Origin of the sequence: Pseudomonas sp. RIT-PI-AD, assembly GCF_025642785.1 — a bacterium.
Classification (GTDB): Bacteria; Pseudomonadota; Gammaproteobacteria; order Pseudomonadales; family Pseudomonadaceae; genus Pseudomonas_T.
The window spans coordinates 1-17,842 of the sequence record NZ_JANZKU010000022.1 but is presented as its reverse complement, the minus strand read 5'-3'; the positions used below and the strand labels follow the sequence as shown (position 1 = coordinate 17,842).

The 17,842-nt window shown below is 68.2% G+C and carries 16 protein-coding genes; 9 read left to right on the top strand and 7 right to left on the bottom strand.

Annotation, left to right across the window (positions count from 1 at the left end):
* Positions 1 to 346 precede the first annotated feature (346 nt).
* The 3 genes from OGL92_RS17255 (at position 347) to OGL92_RS17245 (ending at position 2,916) form a co-directional block, all read left to right on the top strand.
* Positions 347 to 808: a hypothetical protein gene (locus tag OGL92_RS17255; protein WP_263145866.1), complete on the top strand. Its 462-nt coding sequence runs from the start codon at positions 347 to 349 to the stop codon at positions 806 to 808.
* A 132-nt stretch (positions 809 to 940) separates the two neighbouring features.
* Positions 941 to 2,269 carry a hypothetical protein gene (locus OGL92_RS17250; protein WP_263145864.1) on the top strand — a complete coding sequence of 443 codons (1,329 nt, stop codon included), beginning with the start codon at positions 941 to 943 and terminating at the stop codon, positions 2,267 to 2,269.
* Positions 2,266 to 2,916 carry a LysE family translocator gene (locus OGL92_RS17245; RefSeq protein ID WP_263145861.1) on the top strand — a complete coding sequence of 217 codons (651 nt, stop codon included), beginning with the start codon at positions 2,266 to 2,268 and terminating at the stop codon, positions 2,914 to 2,916. The genes OGL92_RS17250 and OGL92_RS17245 overlap by 4 nt, the downstream gene beginning before the upstream one ends.
* Positions 2,917 to 2,922: 6 nt before the next feature.
* On the opposite strand, the gene OGL92_RS17240 is transcribed toward OGL92_RS17245, so the two are convergent.
* Positions 2,923 to 3,753, bottom strand: coding sequence for an AraC family transcriptional regulator (locus tag OGL92_RS17240; RefSeq protein ID WP_263145859.1), 831 nt, complete (start codon positions 3,751 to 3,753; stop codon positions 2,923 to 2,925).
* 245 nt (positions 3,754 to 3,998) lie between these two features.
* Here OGL92_RS17240 and OGL92_RS17235 point away from each other — a divergent pair, with 245 nt between their 5' ends.
* The 3 genes from OGL92_RS17235 to OGL92_RS17225 all read left to right on the top strand — a co-directional run bounded on the left by OGL92_RS17235 (position 3,999) and on the right by OGL92_RS17225 (position 7,171).
* Positions 3,999 to 5,420 (top strand): sodium:proton antiporter, encoded by a 1,422-nt coding sequence (locus tag OGL92_RS17235; protein WP_263145857.1) that lies wholly within the window; start codon positions 3,999 to 4,001, stop codon positions 5,418 to 5,420.
* Between the two features lie 141 nt (positions 5,421 to 5,561).
* Positions 5,562 to 6,143, top strand: coding sequence for an alpha/beta hydrolase (locus OGL92_RS17230; RefSeq protein WP_263145853.1), 582 nt, complete (start codon positions 5,562 to 5,564; stop codon positions 6,141 to 6,143).
* A 104-nt stretch (positions 6,144 to 6,247) separates the two neighbouring features.
* On the top strand, positions 6,248 to 7,171 hold the full coding sequence (locus tag OGL92_RS17225) for a sigma-54-dependent transcriptional regulator (protein ID WP_263145851.1): 924 nt from the start codon (positions 6,248 to 6,250) through the stop codon (positions 7,169 to 7,171).
* A 199-nt stretch (positions 7,172 to 7,370) separates the two neighbouring features.
* Here OGL92_RS17225 and OGL92_RS17220 read toward each other — a convergent pair whose 3' ends face one another.
* A complete protein-coding gene (locus OGL92_RS17220; RefSeq protein WP_263145847.1) occupies positions 7,371 to 8,558 on the bottom strand; it encodes an MFS transporter in 1,188 nt (395 codons plus the stop codon).
* Positions 8,559 to 8,986: 428 nt separating this feature from the next.
* On the opposite strand from OGL92_RS17220, the gene OGL92_RS17215 reads away from it, so the two are divergent.
* Both OGL92_RS17215 and OGL92_RS17210 read left to right on the top strand, forming a co-directional pair.
* Positions 8,987 to 9,769, top strand: a complete 783-nt coding sequence (locus tag OGL92_RS17215; RefSeq protein ID WP_263145844.1) for a MetQ/NlpA family ABC transporter substrate-binding protein — start codon at positions 8,987 to 8,989, stop codon at positions 9,767 to 9,769.
* A gap of 312 nt (positions 9,770 to 10,081) precedes the next feature.
* On the top strand, positions 10,082 to 11,272 hold the full coding sequence (locus OGL92_RS17210; protein WP_263145841.1) for a PLP-dependent aspartate aminotransferase family protein: 1,191 nt from the start codon (positions 10,082 to 10,084) through the stop codon (positions 11,270 to 11,272).
* 171 nt (positions 11,273 to 11,443) lie between these two features.
* Here the strand turns inward: OGL92_RS17210 and OGL92_RS17205 are convergent, their stop codons facing one another.
* The 5 genes from OGL92_RS17205 to tauA form a co-directional block, all read right to left on the bottom strand.
* Positions 11,444 to 13,468, bottom strand: coding sequence for an oligopeptide transporter, OPT family (locus OGL92_RS17205; RefSeq protein ID WP_263145838.1), 2,025 nt, complete (start codon positions 13,466 to 13,468; stop codon positions 11,444 to 11,446).
* A 273-nt stretch (positions 13,469 to 13,741) separates the two neighbouring features.
* Positions 13,742 to 14,575 carry a taurine dioxygenase gene (gene tauD, locus OGL92_RS17200; RefSeq protein WP_263145837.1) on the bottom strand — a complete coding sequence of 278 codons (834 nt, stop codon included), beginning with the start codon at positions 14,573 to 14,575 and terminating at the stop codon, positions 13,742 to 13,744.
* A 74-nt stretch (positions 14,576 to 14,649) separates the two neighbouring features.
* On the bottom strand, positions 14,650 to 15,489 hold the full coding sequence (gene tauC / locus OGL92_RS17195; protein ID WP_263145834.1) for a taurine ABC transporter permease TauC: 840 nt from the start codon (positions 15,487 to 15,489) through the stop codon (positions 14,650 to 14,652).
* Positions 15,486 to 16,271, bottom strand: coding sequence for a taurine ABC transporter ATP-binding subunit (gene tauB, locus OGL92_RS17190; protein ID WP_263145832.1), 786 nt, complete (start codon positions 16,269 to 16,271; stop codon positions 15,486 to 15,488). The genes tauC and tauB overlap by 4 nt, the downstream gene beginning before the upstream one ends.
* A gap of 18 nt (positions 16,272 to 16,289) precedes the next feature.
* Positions 16,290 to 17,270 carry a taurine ABC transporter substrate-binding protein gene (tauA, locus tag OGL92_RS17185; protein ID WP_263145830.1) on the bottom strand — a complete coding sequence of 327 codons (981 nt, stop codon included), beginning with the start codon at positions 17,268 to 17,270 and terminating at the stop codon, positions 16,290 to 16,292.
* 379 nt (positions 17,271 to 17,649) lie between these two features.
* Between tauA and OGL92_RS17180 the strand changes: the two genes are divergently transcribed.
* A partial coding sequence (locus OGL92_RS17180; RefSeq protein ID WP_263145827.1) for a DUF4124 domain-containing protein occupies positions 17,650 to 17,842 on the top strand: 193 nt, incomplete at its 3' end.

Below are 17,842 nucleotides of genomic sequence, written 5' to 3'. Positions count from 1 at the left end.
ATCCTTCGAAAGTCATCTTCCCGACGATCCCGCACGGGGATCGACCACCAGGAGGCGGGCCCGCGGGCCCAGGGGTTGAGAGGAGGGGACGATGGCTCCGCCGCACGGTTTCCCTTCTCCCGGACGCCGACTGCCGTGTGCGGACGTCGCGGGGGAGCGCGGCGCGAGTCGGGTTGAACGTAGAAGCGCGCCGAAAGCCTGTCAAATGCGCCGGGCGCGCGGGAATCCCGGCTTTTCCCGCGAGGGCCGGCGCAGAGCCCGCGGGCATTTTTCGGGCGCCCTGCTAAGGTCATCTGCGACGCGAGAGGTCCCGCCGGGGTCTTCGCCTTCGAGATGCGAGGTTACCGTGCCCGCTCATTCGTTCCTGGTCCTGCTGCGCGCCCTGCTGATGGGCGCGTTGTTGGTGACTGCCCTGCCGGGCGAGGCGGCGGAGTCCGCCGACCTGGCGGCGGATGCCCGGGCATTCGCCAGCCTGCGCCAGGCGCGCGGGTATTTCGACGGCGGCGCCTGGAACGCCGAGCTGGACGCCTGGCAGGGTCGCAAGCACCGGTTGATGCAGGACCTGCTGGCGCGGATCCGCCAGGGCGGCCTCGACGCCGGTCGGGTGCGCGCGTTGCTCGGGGCGCCGGACCAGGCCTGGACAGCGGACTCGGCGGAATACGCCGAGCTGGTGCGCGCCACCGACTGGCAGGGGACGCCGGCCGGCGAACTCTGGGCCTACCAGTGGCGCGGGCGTCACGACCGCCTGTTGTTCGCCTTCGAGGAGGGGCGCCTGCGGGCCTCCGGCTGGCTCTACGCCGGCGAGTGAGCGACCGCTCTGGCATCGGCCTTTGCGCCATGCGGACAAGCAGGCGCGCGGATGCCCATTGAGCAATTTTTTACAAGTTCGGTCTCCCGCCGTTTGCCCACACTGGGCCCTCATCTTCAGGCGGGAATCCTCATGCAGAACGAAGCATCGATCTTTTGGCCCAGCAGCCATCGGCATTACATCAGTAGCCTGAGACTCGAAGTGAAGGAGTCCGGCCTGTCCCAGCAGACGCTGGCGCTGATCCCCCTTCTGTTGAAGATCGTCGACGCCATGCGCGACCTCGAATCCCTGCCGTTCGCCCTGGTCAACGAGCTGGACGCCTTGCGCAAGCGCGCCGCCACCGCCCTGGAGCGCATCGCCGATTCCCTCCAAGACCCGGCGTCGGTGAAGAACCTGCGCCTGCGCGCCGAGATCCTCCGCGGCAGCGACCACAAGGCGCTGTCCCAGGAAATCATGCTGGCGCAGGAGCAGGAGCTGATCGTGGTCTGCGGGCGCCTGTGCACCTGGCTGGGGAAGTCCTCCAGTTATTACAGCTCGGCCCTGTTCGCCGTGCCGGACCGGGCCTCCCAGCGCATCAGCGACAGCGTCGACGCGGTGCTGCCGGCGGCGTTCGAGCAGGTCCAGGCGCTGTTCCGCCAGCCCCTGGAGTTGCGCCGCTGCTATCCGCTGCAATGGGCCAAATTGATCGCCGCGGCCGGCGAGGCCAATCTCTACCCGAAACACTTCGCCTATTTCCTGCCCGAGGACGAGGGCGCCAAGTATTCGCCGAACAAGCGGTCGCTGGTGTTCATCAACACCTACCAGGCGCTGTTCAACCTGATCACCCAGGAAGAATCGACCAACCACCTCTACCTGCACGACGCCGAGCTGTGCATGGCGGAAATCCCCACCTACCTGGTCGCCTGGTTCCGCGGGCACGACCTGGGGCATTCGATCCTCCGCGAGCAGACCGACTTCCGCGAGCTGAACAAGGTGGATCGCTGGGGCTCGATGCAATTGCAGGAAGCCTTGGCCGACAGCTTCGGCCTGCTGCTCTGCAACACCGCCGCCTGGCGCGAGCGCCTGGGTATCCGCAGCGGCATGCTGAGCATGGTGTTCGTCCTGGAAATGCTGCGTTACCTGCGGCGCGACCCCTGTTCCTTTCCCGATGCGGGCGCCGCCTTCATCGAGCTGCAGTTCCTGATCCAGAACGGCTACGCGGACATCGACCGCCCGACCCGCAAGATCAGCACCAGCAGCGAGCGGCTGATGGCCGGCATCGCCGCCTTGGTGGATGCCCTGAGCGACAGTGTGCTGGCCAACGACCTGCCGGCGACCCTGGCGTTCATCGAGCGGTACGCACCGCACCGCAACGAAGAGGCGCTGGACGAGTTGATGCAGTTGCTCGGCCACTCCAGCCACACCCTCGACTACGTGCAGCCGATCTTCCACTGCGCCAGCCAGGCGGGGATGCTGCCATGAACCCGGCGTCCAACGGCTTCCTGCTGTCCCTGTCGCTGTGCATGGACATCGGCATCGTCAATATCGCGATGATCACCCTGGCCCTGCAGCGCGGTTTCTGGAACGGCTTCTGGCTGGGTTTCGGTTCCTGCGTGGGCGACCTGATCTACGCATTGCTGGCCCTGGGCGGCATGCTCCTGCTGCTGCAATTCGAACCGGTGCGCTGGGTGATGTGGCTCGGCGGCAGCCTGGTGATGCTCTGGTTCACCTGGCGGATGTTCCAGGCCGCGCGGACCGCCGCCCGCCTCGAACTGGCCGAGGCGCCGGCCGAGAGCCGCGATCATCACCGGCAGTTCTTCCGCGGCCTGTTGCTGGCGTTGTCCTCGCCCTCGGCGATCATCTGGTTCGCCGTGGTGGGCGGCGCGCTGATCGCCAAGTCCGGCGCCGGCAACTGGCAGGTCACCGCGCTGTTCCTCACCGGCTTCTTCAGCGCCGGGCTGGTTTGGACCGTCGCCCTCTGCCTGCTGGCGAACCGGGGCGGCACGCTGATCGGCGACCGTCTGCTGCAATACAGCTATGCCGCCTCGGCGCTGCTGTTCGCCTGGTTCTCCTGGCAGGTGATCACCTCCGGTTACCAGAGCCTGATCGTCGCGCCGCCGCCGGTCTGAGCCGGCTCAGCCGCCGAGGCCCACGGCGGGCCAGGTGGGCCGGGCGAAGCGCTTGGGGCTGGCGCCGACGCATTTGCGGAAGGCGTTGCTGAAGTGGCTCTGGTCGTAGAAACCGAGGTCGAACACCACGTCCTGGATGTCCTGGCCGGCGCGCAGGCGGCGCTTGGCTTCCAGCAGGCGCAACTGCATGTGGTACTTGCCCGGGGTGAGGCCGGTCTGCGCGCGGAAGGCGCGCAGCAGGTGGAACTTGCTGATGCCGCCGACGCTGGCCAGCTCGTCGAGGGAGACCGGGCGGCTCAGGTGTTCGCGCAGGTAATCGGTGAGCAGCAAGCCGCGTCCGCCGGGCAGTGTCGGCAAGGCCGCCGCCTCGTGGCGGGAACCGCCCAGCAGGCGGCCGACGAGTTCGTGCAGCAGCGCGTGGAGGGCGTCGTCGTGGCCCTGCCTGCCGAGTTGTTCCATTTCGACGATCAATTGGCAGAGGCGTGCGTCGCGTTGCAGCGGCTGTTGCATTTCGAGCGCGTGGGCGCCGTGCAGCAGGCCTTCCTCCTCGGCCACGCCGCGCACCAGGGCCTCGCTCAGGTAGAGGGAGATGAATTCCACCGGCGCCCGCGCGCAGGTGTAGGAGGACGCCTGCAAGGCATGCGGGTTGTAGGCGGTCACCTCGCCGGGACGCACCTCGAATTGCCGGCCATCCAGCCAGACCGACTCGCACCCGGACAGGTTGGCGCTGATCACGTATTCGTCGTGGGTGTGCTTGGGGAAGGCGTCCGAGTCGCCGGCGCGGATGCGCACGATCTCGAGCTCCGAACCGCGATACAGCCCTATCAGCTTCGGCATGGCGCCTCTCCCTGCGAATAGGAGGAATACGAACGGCGGCCAGTGTGCCAGATTCCCGCGGCCAAGGGGCGCCCGGTGGCCGCCATCGATCCGCCGGCGCCGCGCGACACGCGCGGAAACCTTTGCCGGACGCCGTCCGGGCCATGCCTCCTGTCGTCGCGGGGCCGAGTCTGGTTAAATCGTGCCCTTTTTCGCCTGGGCCGGATCCGGCCGCCGCGGCCTCGGCCGTCCGATGAGGAGAACCGATGAACGCCCTTCGCCCTTGCCTGCTGCCGATCCTCGCGCTATTGCCCGGCCTCGCCTGCGCCGCGGACGTCGACGGCGCGACCCTGAGCCTCGGCTGGGCGCTGCCGTTCGCCGGCATCCTGCTGTCGATCGCGCTGTTCCCGCTGTTCGCACCGAGCCTCTGGCACCACCACTTCGGCAAGATCGTCGGCCTCTGGACACTGGCGTTCCTGGTCCCGTTCGCCGCCGTTTTCGGGGGCCAGGCCAGCGCGGCCCTGGTGGTCCACGCCCTGGTGGGCGAATACATCCCCTTCATCGTCCTGCTGTTCGCCCTCTACACCATTTCCGGCGGCATCCTGGTATGGGGCAACCTGCACGGGTCGGCGAAGCTCAACACCGGCCTGCTGGCCATCGGCACCCTGCTGGCCTCGGTGATGGGCACCACCGGCGCGGCGATGCTGCTGATCCGCCCGCTGCTGCGCGCCAACGACAACCGCAAGCACCGGGTACACGTGGTGGTGTTCTTCATCTTCCTGGTGGCCAACGTCGGCGGCGGGCTGACGCCCCTCGGCGACCCGCCGCTGTTCCTCGGTTTCCTCAAGGGCGTGGATTTCCTCTGGACCCTCGAACACATGGCCTTGCCGGTGGCGCTGCTCGCCCTGGCGCTGTTGGCGCTGTTCTATGTCGTCGACGGCTATTTCTACCGTCGCGAGGACGAGTGGACGCTCCGCGATCCTTCCCCGGATTCGCCGCTGCGGCTGTATGGCAAGGGCAATTTCCTGCTGCTCGGTGGGGTGATCGGCGCGGTGTTGATGTCCGGCCTGTGGAAACCGCAGATCGGTTTCGACGTGCTGGGCACCCAGGTCCAGTTGCAAAACCTGCTGCGCGACCTGCTGCTGCTGGCGCTGGCCTTGCTGTCCCTGGCGCTGACGCCGAAGCAGGTGCGGGCCGGCAACGAGTTCGCCTGGGACCCGATCCTCGAGGTGGGCAAGTTGTTCGCCGGGATCTTCATCACCATCGCCCCGGCCATCGCCATCCTGCGCGCCGGCCACGAGGGTCATCTGGCCGCCCTGGTGGGCTGGGTCACCGGGGCCGACGGCGCGCCGGTGAATAACCTGTATTTCTGGATGTCCGGTCTGTTGTCCAGCGTCCTCGACAACGCGCCGACCTACCTGGTGTTCTTCAACCTCGCCGCCGGCGACGCCCAGGTGCTGATGGAGCGCCTGCCGCAGACCCTGCTGGCGATTTCCATGGGCTCGGTGTTCATGGGCGCGGTGACCTACATCGGCAACGCGCCGAACTTCATGGTCAAGGCCATCGCCGAACAGCGGGGCGTGCCGATGCCGAGCTTCTTCGGCTACATGCTCTGGTCCGGGGCCATCCTGATGCCGTTGTTCGCCCTGCTGAGTCTGGTGTTCTTCATCGGCGACCTTGGATTTTGAACGGAGCCGCTCGTCTTGGCGGCCGGTTAAAACCAAAGCAAATAAGAATATGTGGAATAAACAAATAATTTCTTATTCCTTAACAGATATATAAACCCCGCTTAGACTTCTCTCCAGTGCTCATCCAACGGAGAGGTCGCCATGGGCAGCCAAGCCATCCGCTACTTGATTCTGCCGGGCTGGCAGGGCTCGTCCGATACCCACTGGCAAAGCCACTGGCAGCGCAGCCTGCCGAACGCCACCCGGGTGGAACAGGCGGATTGGGAGAACCCCGATCCGCAGGCCTGGGTCCGCGAACTGGAGCGCCATGTCGTATCCGGAACCGGCCCGGTGATCCTCATCGCCCACAGCCTCGGCTGCGTCACCGTCGCCCGCTGGGCGGCCCAGGCCTCGCCCGCCTCCCTGCGGCGGGTGCGCGCCGCCCTCCTGGTGGCACCGGCGGACGTCGAGCGCCCCGGCTGCCCGGAAGCCCTGCGCGGCTTCGCGCCGATCCCGGGCGAGACCTTGCCCTTCCCCTGCCAACTGGTCGGCTCCGACAACGACCATGCCGCCAGCGCCGCGCGCGCGCTCGAGCTGGCCCGCCAGTGGGGCGCGGACACCGCGATCCTCAGCGGAGCCGGGCACATCAACGTGAAGTCCGGGCACCACCGCTGGGAACAGGGTTTCGCCTACCTTTACCGCCTGCAGAACCGCAGCGAACAGCAGGCCCGCCGCCGGGCCTGACCGTTCCGCATCGCTTTCGTGACCCGGCCCGCCCGGGTCGACTTCGAGCGCGAGCCGCCCTGACGGCCCTTTCGCCTCGTCCGTACCTTTTTGTGAGAATCGCCATGCCGCCCATCGATCCCCACCAGCAGCCGTTGCTGACCTTCGCCGACTCCGATCGCAGCCCGCTGAGCATCCGCGCCCGTGCCCTGGTCTTCGTCGACACCCGGTCGCGGCGCCTGCGCGAGGAAGTGGAACACCTGGCGCCCAATGGCGCGCCGATCCTGATCCAGGGCGAGACCGGCACCGGCAAGGAGTTGCTGGCGCGGCACATCCATCGCAGCAGCGAGCGGCCGGGGCTGTTCGTCGCGGTGAGTTGCAGCGCCATCAGCAAGGCCCACGCCGAGGCCGAGCTGTTCGGCTACGCCGCCAGCGCCCATCACGGTTCCGCCAGCAGCCGCGCCGGCTGGTTCGGTTCGGCCAACGGCGGCACGCTTTACTTGGACGAGATCGGCGACTTGCCCCTGCCGCTGCAGGCCAAGCTGCTGGCGGCACTGGAAAGCCGCGAGGTGGTGCGGGTCGGCGCGCCCCAGCCGACCCCGGTGGACGTGCGCCTGGTCGCCGCCACCAGCATCGACCTGGCCCAGGCGGTGCGCGCCGGCAAGTTCGACGAGCGCTTGTACGCCTACCTGGACGAAGGCCGTCTGGAGCTGCCGCCGTTGCGCGAGCGGCCGGCGGACATCCTGCCGTTGGCCGAGTATTTCCTCGGCGTCTATACCCAGCGCCTCGACCTGCCCCTGCCGCTGATCAGCGTCGCCGCCCAGGCGGCGCTGGAGGCCTACGCCTGGCCGGGCAATACCCGCGAGCTGGAGAACAGCATCCACTTCGCCCTGTTGGTCAGCGAGGGCGAGGAGATCCTCCCGCAGCACCTTAACCTGCCGACCTTCGCCAGCTATACGCAGTTGGCCGACCAGCTCCGCCGCCTGGCCGCGGATCGCGGCCAGCGCGACCATCTGCGGCAACTGTTCGACGAGGTGCTCGCCGGCTGATGGCATTCACGGCCTCGGCCTAACGGGCGTACTCAACGCCTGATCCCCATGGTTCGGGACCGCTGCCGGGACCCATGAAGGCGATCCGGGGACGTCGTTCGGCGAAGCCGGGGGCCGGACCGGATTCGCCCGGGCTTCCGCGGCTGGCCGAGGCCGGCATCGCCTTTTCCCGACTCGCCGTGCGCGGGGGGTGAATGCCTCAGTGCGGCGCGCCCAGGCCCAGGCGTTCGCGGGTGGCGCGCAGGCGCGGCAGCGGCAGGGCCACCAGCAGGGTCAGCAGCAGCAGGCCGACGCCCAGCAGCGGCAGGCTCGGCAGGCCGAACCGGGAGCCCAGCCAGAGCCCGCCGCACCAGGCGCCGGTGGCGTTGCCGAGGTTGAACGCAGCGTGGCTGAGGGTCGCGGCCAGACTCGCCGATTCGCCGGCCTGCTCCACCAGCAGCAGTTGCATCGGCGTGGAGATGGCGAAGCTGGCGATGCCCCAGATCAGCAGCAGGGCGAGAGTCGGCAGCGCCATCTGTATCATCCCGAACAGCCCCAGCAGCGTCAGGCCACCGCAGCCCAGCGCCAGCGGCACGGCCAGCCGGACACCGCGGTCGGCCAGGCGTCCGCCGAGCAGATTGCCCAGGGTCAGGCCGATGCCGAAGATCAGCAGGGCGCCGTTGTTCTGTTCCGCGCTGAAACCGCCGACGCCGCGCAGCAGCGGGCTGATGTAGGTGAAGACGCTGAACAGGGCCACCGAGGACAGGCAGCACACCAGCAGCGCGTGCAGCACCGGGCGGCGCAGGATGCCGCCCCAGGCACTGACCTGCGAACGGGGCTGGGCGGGTGTCGCCGGCAGCCAGAGGAACTGCGCGGCGAGGGCCAGCAACCCGAAGGCCGTCACGGCGAAGAAGGTCATCCGCCAACTGGTGGCCTGACCGAGCCAGGCGCCCAGCGGCACGCCCAGCACGTTGGCGATGGTCAGGCCGCTGAGCACCAGGGCCATCGCCGTGGCGCGCCGGTGCGGCGGCGCCAGCTCCGAGGCCATCAGGGTGGCGCAGCCGAAAAAGCCCGCGTGGCTGATCGCGGTGAACAGCCGCGCCGCCAGCAGCCAGTGATAGCTGGGCGCCAGCGCGCAGCCGAGGTTCCCCAGGGCATACACGGCCATCAAGCCGAGCAGGGCCCGCCGTCGCGGCAGGCGCCCGAGCAGCGGGCCCAGCAGCGGCGCGCCGATCACCACGCCGAGGGCGTAGGCGCTGACCAGCAGCCCGGCATCGGCCAGGCTGACGCCCAGGTCCGCGGCCACTTCCGGCAGCAGGCCCATGATGATGAATTCGCTGCTGCCGACCACGAAGCCCCCGAGGGCCAGGGCCAGGAGCGGCAGGGAAAGCAAAGAACGCTGAGGCATGCGCGGCAATTCCGGTGAGCGGGAATGGAACGACGATGCCGGGCTCCCTAGGGAGGGCATCGCGGGCGGAGGGCATCAAGCTGGAGAGAGGGCCGTCGCGACGCAGCGGACGGCTTCTTGTGGCGACGCGCCGGGGCGCGTGGGCGGCACTCTAGAGCCCTCGCCACACACCGGCAAGGGCCGCGCGACGAAAGCCACGCGTATCAGCGGCAGGCGAACCCCTCGATCCGCGGCGTGCCGAAGTCGACGCGCTCGGTCAGGGTGCAGAGGAGCGTAATTGCTACTTTTTATTCGATATTTGAATAACAATCTAATAATAAAATATTTTATTGGAATAAAAGGTTTCCCTACTATCGCGCTCAACCGGTTAGCTCAACTGGTACCTCTTTGGTTGTTTTGGCCCGGGCAGTTGCCCATAAGGAAACCTCATGAAAAAGACGTTGCTGTTGACCGCACTGGCCGCCGCGCTGAGCGCCACCCTTGCCCATGCCGGAGAGAAGCTCACCGTGGCCGCCACCCCGGTGCCCCATGCCGAGATCCTCGAGCTGATCAAGCCGGAACTGGCCAAGGAAGGGGTCGACCTGGAGATCAAGGTATTCACCGACTACGTGCAGCCCAACCTGCAAGTGGACCAGAAGAACCTCGACGCCAACTACTTCCAGACCAAGCCCTACCTGGACAACTTCAATACCGGCAAAGGCACCCACCTGGTGATCGTCAAGGGCGTGCACATCGAACCCTTCGGCGGCTATTCGAAGAAGTACAAATCCCTCGACGAATTGCCGGACGGCGCCACCGTCGCCATTCCCAACGAAGGCAGCAACAGCGGCCGCGCGCTGCTCCTGTTGCAGAAAGCCGGGCTGCTGAAGCTGAAGGACCCGGATAACGCCCTGGCCACGCCGAAGGACATCGCCGAGAACCCGAAACACCTGAAGTTCAAGGAGCTGGAATCGGCCCTGCTGCCGCGGGTGCTGGACCAGGTCGACCTGGACCTGATCAACACCAACTATGCCCTGGAAGCCAAGCTGAACCCGACCCGCGATGCCCTGGTGCTGGAAGACCGTAATTCGCCCTACGTGAACTACCTGGTCGCCCGCCCGGACAACAAGGACAGCGAGGCCATCCAGAAGCTGGCCGCCGCCCTCACCAGCCCCGAGGTGAAGAAATTCATCGAGGAGAAATACCAAGGCGCGGTGGTCCCGGCGTTCTGATCGCCCCCAGGGTTCGTACGAAAAGTCACCGAGCCAAGGTCAGGCAAGGCAAAACAGGCGAAGACGCGCGGTTTACTGGCTGTAAATGAGCATCCTGAGCCTGTTTCCAACACGGCATCTCCGAGCGCAGGCACTTTTCGTACAACGCTAGAAGCCCACGGCGGTGAGGGAGCCGTTACCTTCCTCGCCTCTGCTTGCGCCGGCTCGGCCACACCGAGCCGGCGTTTTTTTGCCCATGCGTCCGTCGGGCCTCGCGCCCTGCCTTTGCTACAGTGGCGCCTCCCGGCGAAACGGCCTTCCTGGAGTACCCCAATGCCCGATTCCAAACCCGGTGTTTCCACCCGTGCCGTGCACAGCGGCAACGATGTCGACCGACACATGGTCACCCGGGCCAAGAGCCTGCCGATCTACGAAACCTCGGTGTTCGTCTACGACTCCCTGGAGCAGGTCGACGATTTCCTGGCGGGCAATCCGGACAATTACATGTATACCCGCCTGGGCAACCCCAACCAGGCGGCATTGGAAGCCTTGATCCGCGACCTCGAGGGCGGCGAAGCGGCGCTGTTCTCGGCATCGGGGATGGCCTCGGTGAGCGCGGCGCTGCTCGGGCGCCTGAGCGCGGGCGATCACCTGGTGGCGAGCCGCGAGCTGTACGGCACGACCCAGAGCCTGATCGAGAAGGAACTGAGCCGCTTCGGCATCGAGGCGACCCTGGTGGACATCGGCGATCTCGCCGCGGTGGCGGCGGCGATCACCCCGCGAACCCGGCTGATCTACACCGAGACCGCGTCGAACCCGCTGGTGCGGGTCAGCGATGTCCCGGCGCTGGCCGACCTGGCCCATCGTCACGGCGTGAAACTGTTGGTGGACAACACCTTTCTGTCGCCCGCGCTCTACCAGCCGCTGGCGGACGGCGCCGATCTGGTGCTGCACAGCACCACCAAGTACCTCAACGGCCACAGCGATGCTACTGGCGGCATCCTGGTGGGCGATGCCCAGTGGATCGCCGAGGCCCGGCGCTTCCAGATCAATGCCGGCGGCAGCGCCAGCCCCTTCGAGGCCTGGCTGACCTTCCGCGGCGCCAAGACCCTGGGGCTGCGCATGCGCGCCCATTCGGCCAACGCCCAGGCGTTGGCCGAGGCGCTGGAGGCGCATCCGCGGGTGGCCAAGGTGCATTACCCGGGCCTGCCCTCGCACCCGGACCACGCCCTGGCCCGCCGGCTGTTCCCCAAGGGCTGCTCGGGCATGCTCGCGTTCACCCTGCACGGCGGCCTGAAACAGGTGGACGGGCTGATCCGCGCCCTGCGGCACACCGCCTTCGCGCCGTCCCTGGCCGGCGTCGCCAGCAGCATCACCCATCCGGGCAAGACCTCCCATCGCGCCCTGTCGGCGGACACCCTGAGCCAACTGGATATCCACGACGGCACCATCCGGGTCTCGGTGGGCATCGAGGATGCCGAGGACATTCTGGCGGAATTCCGGCAGGCCCTGGACGGCCTGTAGCGGCCCCGGCCCACGCGCGAGGGGAATGGATTCGGCGTGGGCGCGCGGCCTTCGAAGGGCGCGCCTTCGGCCACTGGCTGCGCGGGGAAGACCGCCCGGGGGCGGGCGGCCCCTGACCCGGTCAGGCCCGCCCCGTCGCCGGGGCGCTTCTCGCGAAGGCCCCGGCGAGTCTCAGGCGCGGCGGTCGCGCACGTAGAAGTGGAACGCCAGGCAGACCAGCCCGAAGACCAGGAGCCCCAGCCATTCGGCGGTAGCCGAGAAGTCGCTGCCCACCAGGGCCAGGGGCGCATCCTTGCCGGTGGTGCCGATCAGCGCGGCGAGCAGGATGCCCATCAGGCTCTCGCCGACGATCAACCCGGAGGCCAGCAGCACGCCACGCCGGCGCGGCACCTCGGCATAGGCGTCCAGCTCGACACTCGCCGCGGCGGCACGGCGTTTCAGGCGGTTCTCCAGCAGCCAGGACAGCAGCGCGCCGATCACCAGGGTCATGCCTATGGTGGGCGGCAGGTAGATGCCCAGGCCCACCGCGATCACCGGCAGGCTGGCCTTGCCGGTGCGACGCAGCATCACGTCCACCAGGATCAGCGCGATGCCCAGCACGACGCCGATGAGGATCATGTTCCAGTTCAGCGCGTCGCGGAAAATCCCGCTGGCGATGGCGGTCATCAGCGTCGCCTGGGGTGCGGCCAGGGCCTGTTGCGGGTCCATGCCGGCGCGCGGCAGGGCGCCGACGAAGCCGTAGGCGTTGTACAGCAGGTCGAGCACCGGCGGGATCACCAGGGCGCCCACCAGGCAGCCGACGATCAGCGCCACCTGCTGCCGCCAGGGGGTCGCGCCCACCAGGTAGCCGGTCTTCAGGTCCTGCAGGTTGTCGTTGGAGATGGCCGCGATGGCCAGCACCACCGCGGTGGTGAACAGCGCCAGGGCGATGGCCAGCTTGCCTTCGGCGCGTTGCAGGAACTCGCCCTCCACGCTGCCCATGGCGAGGATCAAGAGGGAGACGAGGATCACCGCGATGATGCCGATGCCGGAGATCGGGCTACTCGACGAGCCCACCAGGCCGGCCATGTAGCCGCAGGCGGCGGCGATCAGGAAACCGAAGATGAAAGCGAACACCACGCAGCCGCCCACCAGGCCCCAGAAGGCGAAGCCGGACAGATCCGGCGCGGCGCTGTGGAGGAACTGGGCGAATACGCCGAACAGCGCCAGCAGCAGGACGCCGGCGATGCCGAGGATCGCTTTCGCCGGCAGGTCGCGCTCGGTGCGCAGTTCGCTCACCGGATTGCCGTCGCGTACCGCGCGCAGCGAGGTCCAGACGCCTTCCACCATGGGTTTGAACAGGGTGGCGAGGGTCCAGAGCGCGGCCACGCCGATGGTCCCGGCGCCGAGGAAGCGCACTTGCGAGCCCCACAGCGAACTGGCCAGCGCGCTCAGGCTCTGGCCTTCCTGCAGCACGCTGTTGACCGTCAGCAGCGGCACCGCGACGCCCCAGCAGATCAGCACCCCGACCAGGATCGCGACCCCGGCGGTGATGCCCATCATGTAGCCGGCGCCCACCAGGGCCAGGGAGAAGCCGGTGCTGAAGCGAAAGGCCGCCTGGCCGGCGTTGGCCCACAGGCTGATGCTTTCGCCGAGGACCCGGAAACCGCTGCTGAGCAGGCTGAACGCCGCGGCCACCAGGCCGCCGGCGAGGATGTCGCGCATGCCCGGACCCGTATCCGCGGTGGCCGGCGCGCCGTCGTCGCCGCTGCCGACGCGGAGGATTTCCGCCGCGGCCACGCCTTCGGGGTAGGGCAGGGCGCTCTGCACCACCATCACCCGGCGCAGCGGAATGGTGTAGAGCACCCCGAGGATGCCGCCGATGGCGCAGATCGCGGCGGTCTGCCAGAACGGGAAACCGGCCCAGTAACCGATCAGCAGCAGGCCCGGCAGGATGAAGATGATCGACGACAGGGTGCCGGCGGCCGAGGCCTGGGTCTGCACCATGTTGTTTTCGAGGATGTTGGAACCGGAGAAGTAGCGCAGCACCGCCATGGAGATCACGGCGGCGGGGATCGAGGAGGCGAAGGTCAGGCCGACCTTGAGCCCCAGGTAAACGTTGGATGCGGTGAACACCACGGTGATCAGCGCGCCGAGGATCAACCCGCGCAGGGTGAGTTCGGCCAGGTTTCGTTCGGCGGGAACAGCTTGCAGCATGGAGCTCTCCTTGCAGTGAAACGCCCACAGCTCGGCGGCTGCGGCCATCCTTTCGGGGCAGGGGCGATGGGAGTCGGCGTGATCGGTTGCGGCGGGGATCCGGCGCCTAGGGCCTGGGTCCGCGAGTTTCGACCCGGCGAGCATAGGCCGACGCGGGGGCGGTGGCTATCCACGAACGCGACCTGATCTTCCGCGATATGGACGAAAACGACGACCTGTCTGGGGTTCCGCGTCCGTCATGCGGCGATCGGACGCGACGGTCGGGACGCGCGCTCAGCGCGGGCGGTCGCCGAGGATGGTGGCGCGGTGCATCACCCGCCGCTGTGGCCGGTAATCGTCCACCGCGTAGTGCTGGGTGATGCGGTTGTCCCAGAACGCCAGGTCGTTGGCCTTCCAGCGCCAGCGCACGGTGAACTCCGGCCGGCTGGCGTGGCTGAACAGGTAGCCGAGCAGGGCGTCGCTCTCCGCCGGCTGCAACTGGTCGATGCGGGTGGTGAAGCCCTCGTTGACGAACAGGCCCTTGCGCCCGCTGACCGGATGGGTGCGCACCACCGGGTGCGAGCGCGGCGGGTTGTCGCGGCGGGCCTGCTCGTAGCGGGCCAGGGCCTCGGGGGTGTTGCCGAAACGTTCCAGGGGAAAGGAGCGGGTCAGGTCGTGGGTGGCGGTGAGACCTTCGAGGAAGCACTGCAGCGGTTCCGACAGCGCGTCGAAGGCCGCGCTGCTGCTGGCCCAGAGGGTGTCGCCGCCATAGTCCGGGACCTGCCGCGCACTGAGCACGGCGCCCAATGCCGGGGTTTCCAGGAAGGTCACGTCGGTGTGCCAGATGGCGTTGTCGCGCACGTCGGTGACCGCCGTGTCGAGCACCAGGATTTCCGGCTGGCCCTCGACCTGGGGAAAGATCGGATGGATGTGCAGGTCGCCGAAGCGCTGGGCGAAGCTCGCCTGCTGGGCCGGGGTGACGGGCTGGTCGCGGAAGAACAGGACTTGGTGATCGAGCAGCGCCCGCTCGATGGCCCGGTACGGGCGGTCTTCCAGCGGACGGGTCAGGTCGAGGCCCTCGACGACGGCGCCGATGGCGGGGTTCAGCGGGGTGATGTGCAGACTCATGGGATGGGCTCCGGGTGCGTGGGCGTCGAGCAAGGCGCCGATGGCCGCTGGACGCGGCTCTGCTTGGAAGGGGTTCAGTGGGCCTGGCCGTGCCAGGGCACCAGCCGGCGTTGCAGCGCGCGCAGGCCGAGTTCCATGGCGAAGGCCACCAGGGCGATGATCAGGATGCCCAGCACCACCACGTCGGTGACCAGGAACTGCGCGGCGGACTGCACCATGAAGCCCAGGCCGCGGGTGGCGGCCACCAGTTCGGCGGCCACCAGGGTCGACCAGCCGACGCCCAGGCCGATGCGGATGCCGGTGAGAATGTCCGGCAGGGCGCTGGGCAGGATCACATGGCGAATCAGTTGCCAGCGGCGCGCCCCGAGCGCCTGCGCCGCGCGCACCCGGGTCGGATCGACGTTGCGCACGCCGTTGGCGGTGGCGATGGCGATGGGCGCGAAGATCGCCAGGTAGATCAGCAGCACCTTGGACAACTCGCCGATGCCGCACCAGATGACGATCAGCGGCAGATAGGCCAGCGGCGGGATCGGCCGGTAGAACTCGATCAGCGGGTCGAGCACGCCCTGGGCGATGCGGTTGCGGCCGATCGCCAGGCCCACCGGGATCGCCGTCAGCAGCGCGGCGGCCAGACCCAGGCCGACCCGGCCGAGACTGGCGCCGAGGTGCTGCCAGAGGGTCGCGTCGACGTAGCCCTCGCGGCTCAATTGCCAGAACTTGGCGAGCACCGCGCCGGGCGAGGGCAGGAACAGCGGTTCGATCAGTTCCAGGGCGGTGACCGCCCACCAGGCCAGCAGCAGGCTGCCGAGGGTCAGCCCGCCGAGCAGGCCAAGGCTGGCCGGGCGTCGCGCGCGCGGCGGGACGGATGCGGCGGCGCCGTCGTCCTGGGTCAAGATCGCGTCGCTGCCACTCATGCCTGCCTCCGTTGATGGCGTTCGGCGAAGACCCGCGCCAGCACGTGCTCGCGGGCTTCGATGAAGAGGGGGTCGGATTTGATCGCCCGGGCGCTTTCGCCGGCCGCGTAACGCCGGCCGAAATCCAGGGACAGGCGCTCGACGATGCGCCCCGGATCGGGTGCCAGCAGCACCAGGTCGGTGGCGAGGAACACCGCTTCCTCGATGTCGTGGGTGATCAGGAACACCGGTTTGGCGGTGCGCCGCCAGATTTGCAGGAGCAGCTCCTGCATCTGCTCGCGGGTGAAGGCGTCCAGCGCGCCGAAGGGCTCGTCGAGCAACAACAGGCGCGGGTCGGCGGCCAGCGCGCGGGCGATGCCGACGCGCTGCTTCTGCCCGCCGGAGAGTTGCCAGACCTGGCGCTCGGCGAAGTCGGCGAGGTCCACCAGGGCCAGCAGTTCCCGCGCCCGGTCCTCGCGCGCCGCCCGCGGCACGCCGGCCAGGCGCAGGCCGAAGGCGACGTTGCCGAGCACGTCTTGCCAAGGCAGCAGGGCGTCGTCCTGGAACACCACGCCGCGCTCGGCGGACGGCCCGTCGACGGGCTCGCCATCGAGACTGATGCGCCCTTCCTGGGGGGCGACGAACCCGGCAATCAGGTTGAGCAGGGTGGTCTTGCCGCTCCCCGACGGCCCCAGGGCCACCAGCAACTCCTGCGGCCCGAGGTCGAAGGAAATGTCGGCGAGCACCGGCCGCGGGTTGCCGGCATAGCCCGCGCTCACGCGCTGCAATCGAAGAACGGCCATGGTCGGGGCTTCCTGCGCTCAGTGGGGGATGAAGCGGCTGCTGACGTAGGGCGAGTAATCGGCTTTCACCGCATCGACCTTGCCCTGCTCCTTGAGGAAACGCGCCGTCTCGGCGATCGCCTTGGCGGTCTCGCCGTCGAGCAGCGCGGCCTGTTCGGCCGCCTCGGGAAACGCCGAGCCGGCCAGCAGCTCCGGCACGTCGGCGACCGCCGAACCGGTCAGCCGGGCGATCTTCGCCGCCTGCTGGGAGTCGGCGCCCCAGGCGGTCTTGTGGGCGTTGTAGTCGGCGAAGGCTCGCAGGCTGACCTGGGCGAAACGCTCGACCACGTCGGGATGTTTCTCGGCGAAATCCTTGCGCGCCACCCAGACCTCGAAGGTCGGCGCGCCCCAGCGGCCGACTTCGGCGGCGTCGGTCAGTACCTTGCCGCTTTTCTGGATCTCGCCCAGCGCCGGCGACCAGACGAAGGCGCCGTCGATGTCGCCGCGTTTCCAGGCCGCGGCGATTTCCGCGGGGTTGAGGTTGACCACCTTCACCTGGGTGGGCGCGATGCCCCAGTGCTTGAGGGCGCCGAGCAGGCTGTAGTGGGAGGTCGACACGAACGGCGTGGCCAGGGTCTTGCCGACCAGGTCCGCGGGTTTGTCGATATGGCTGCCGTCGCGTACCACCAGCGCCTCGGCGGAATGGATCTGCGCGGAGACGATGAAGGCGACGATCGGCAGGCCGCGGGAGGCGGCCGCGGCCAAGGGGCTGGAGCCGATGTTGCCGATCTGCACGTCGCCCGAGGCGATTGCCGTCAGCACCTCCGGGCCGCTGTTGAAACGGCGCCAGTCGAGAGGCTGGCCGATGACTTTTTCATAGGTGCCATCGGCCTGGGGAACCTTGGTGGGATCGATGCCGGTCTGGTAGCCGATGGTGATGTCCGCGGCCTGGGCGGCGAACGCCAGGGCGCCGAGGGACAGGGCCGCCAGCAGGCGGCGGGGGAACGCGAATGGGATCATGGAACAGGCTCCTCGCCGGACGAACGTGCCGGCGGCGGGCGCAACCGGACCACGGAAAAGAAAGCGATCGACAACAATCCGGTGGTCCGGTGGGAGAAAGCTAAACGATCTAAAAAACTTAATATAAATACTTAATTGGAATTAGCTTAGGCTCGTCTCTTTGGCTTTTGCCGACATGTCTAGGAAGCGCCCTGCCCGCTCGTCATGAGGGTTTCACCGGCTTGCGCGCGCAACGGTGAGGCGGAGGTGCATCGGTTGGCCGCGGGTTTCCGGAGGTGCATGAGATCCCTGTGCGGCAGTCGAGGTTATGCCCATTGCGTTGCGTGAGCGGGGCGTCGAGACTGGCGTCTTTTCCGGACCTTTTCGCAGGAGCGATTCCATGTACGCCCGTTGGTTGTTGTCTCTCGGCCTGCTGCTGGCGGGGCCTCTCCAGGCCGCCAGCGTGCTCAAGTGCATCGACGCGTCGGGTGGCATCACCTTCACCCAGAAGGTCTGCCCGGACGGCTTCCACCTGGAGCGGGAGCTGGAAGTCAGCAACGAGGCGCCACGCGGCAGCGGGGCCTCGGTGCGCA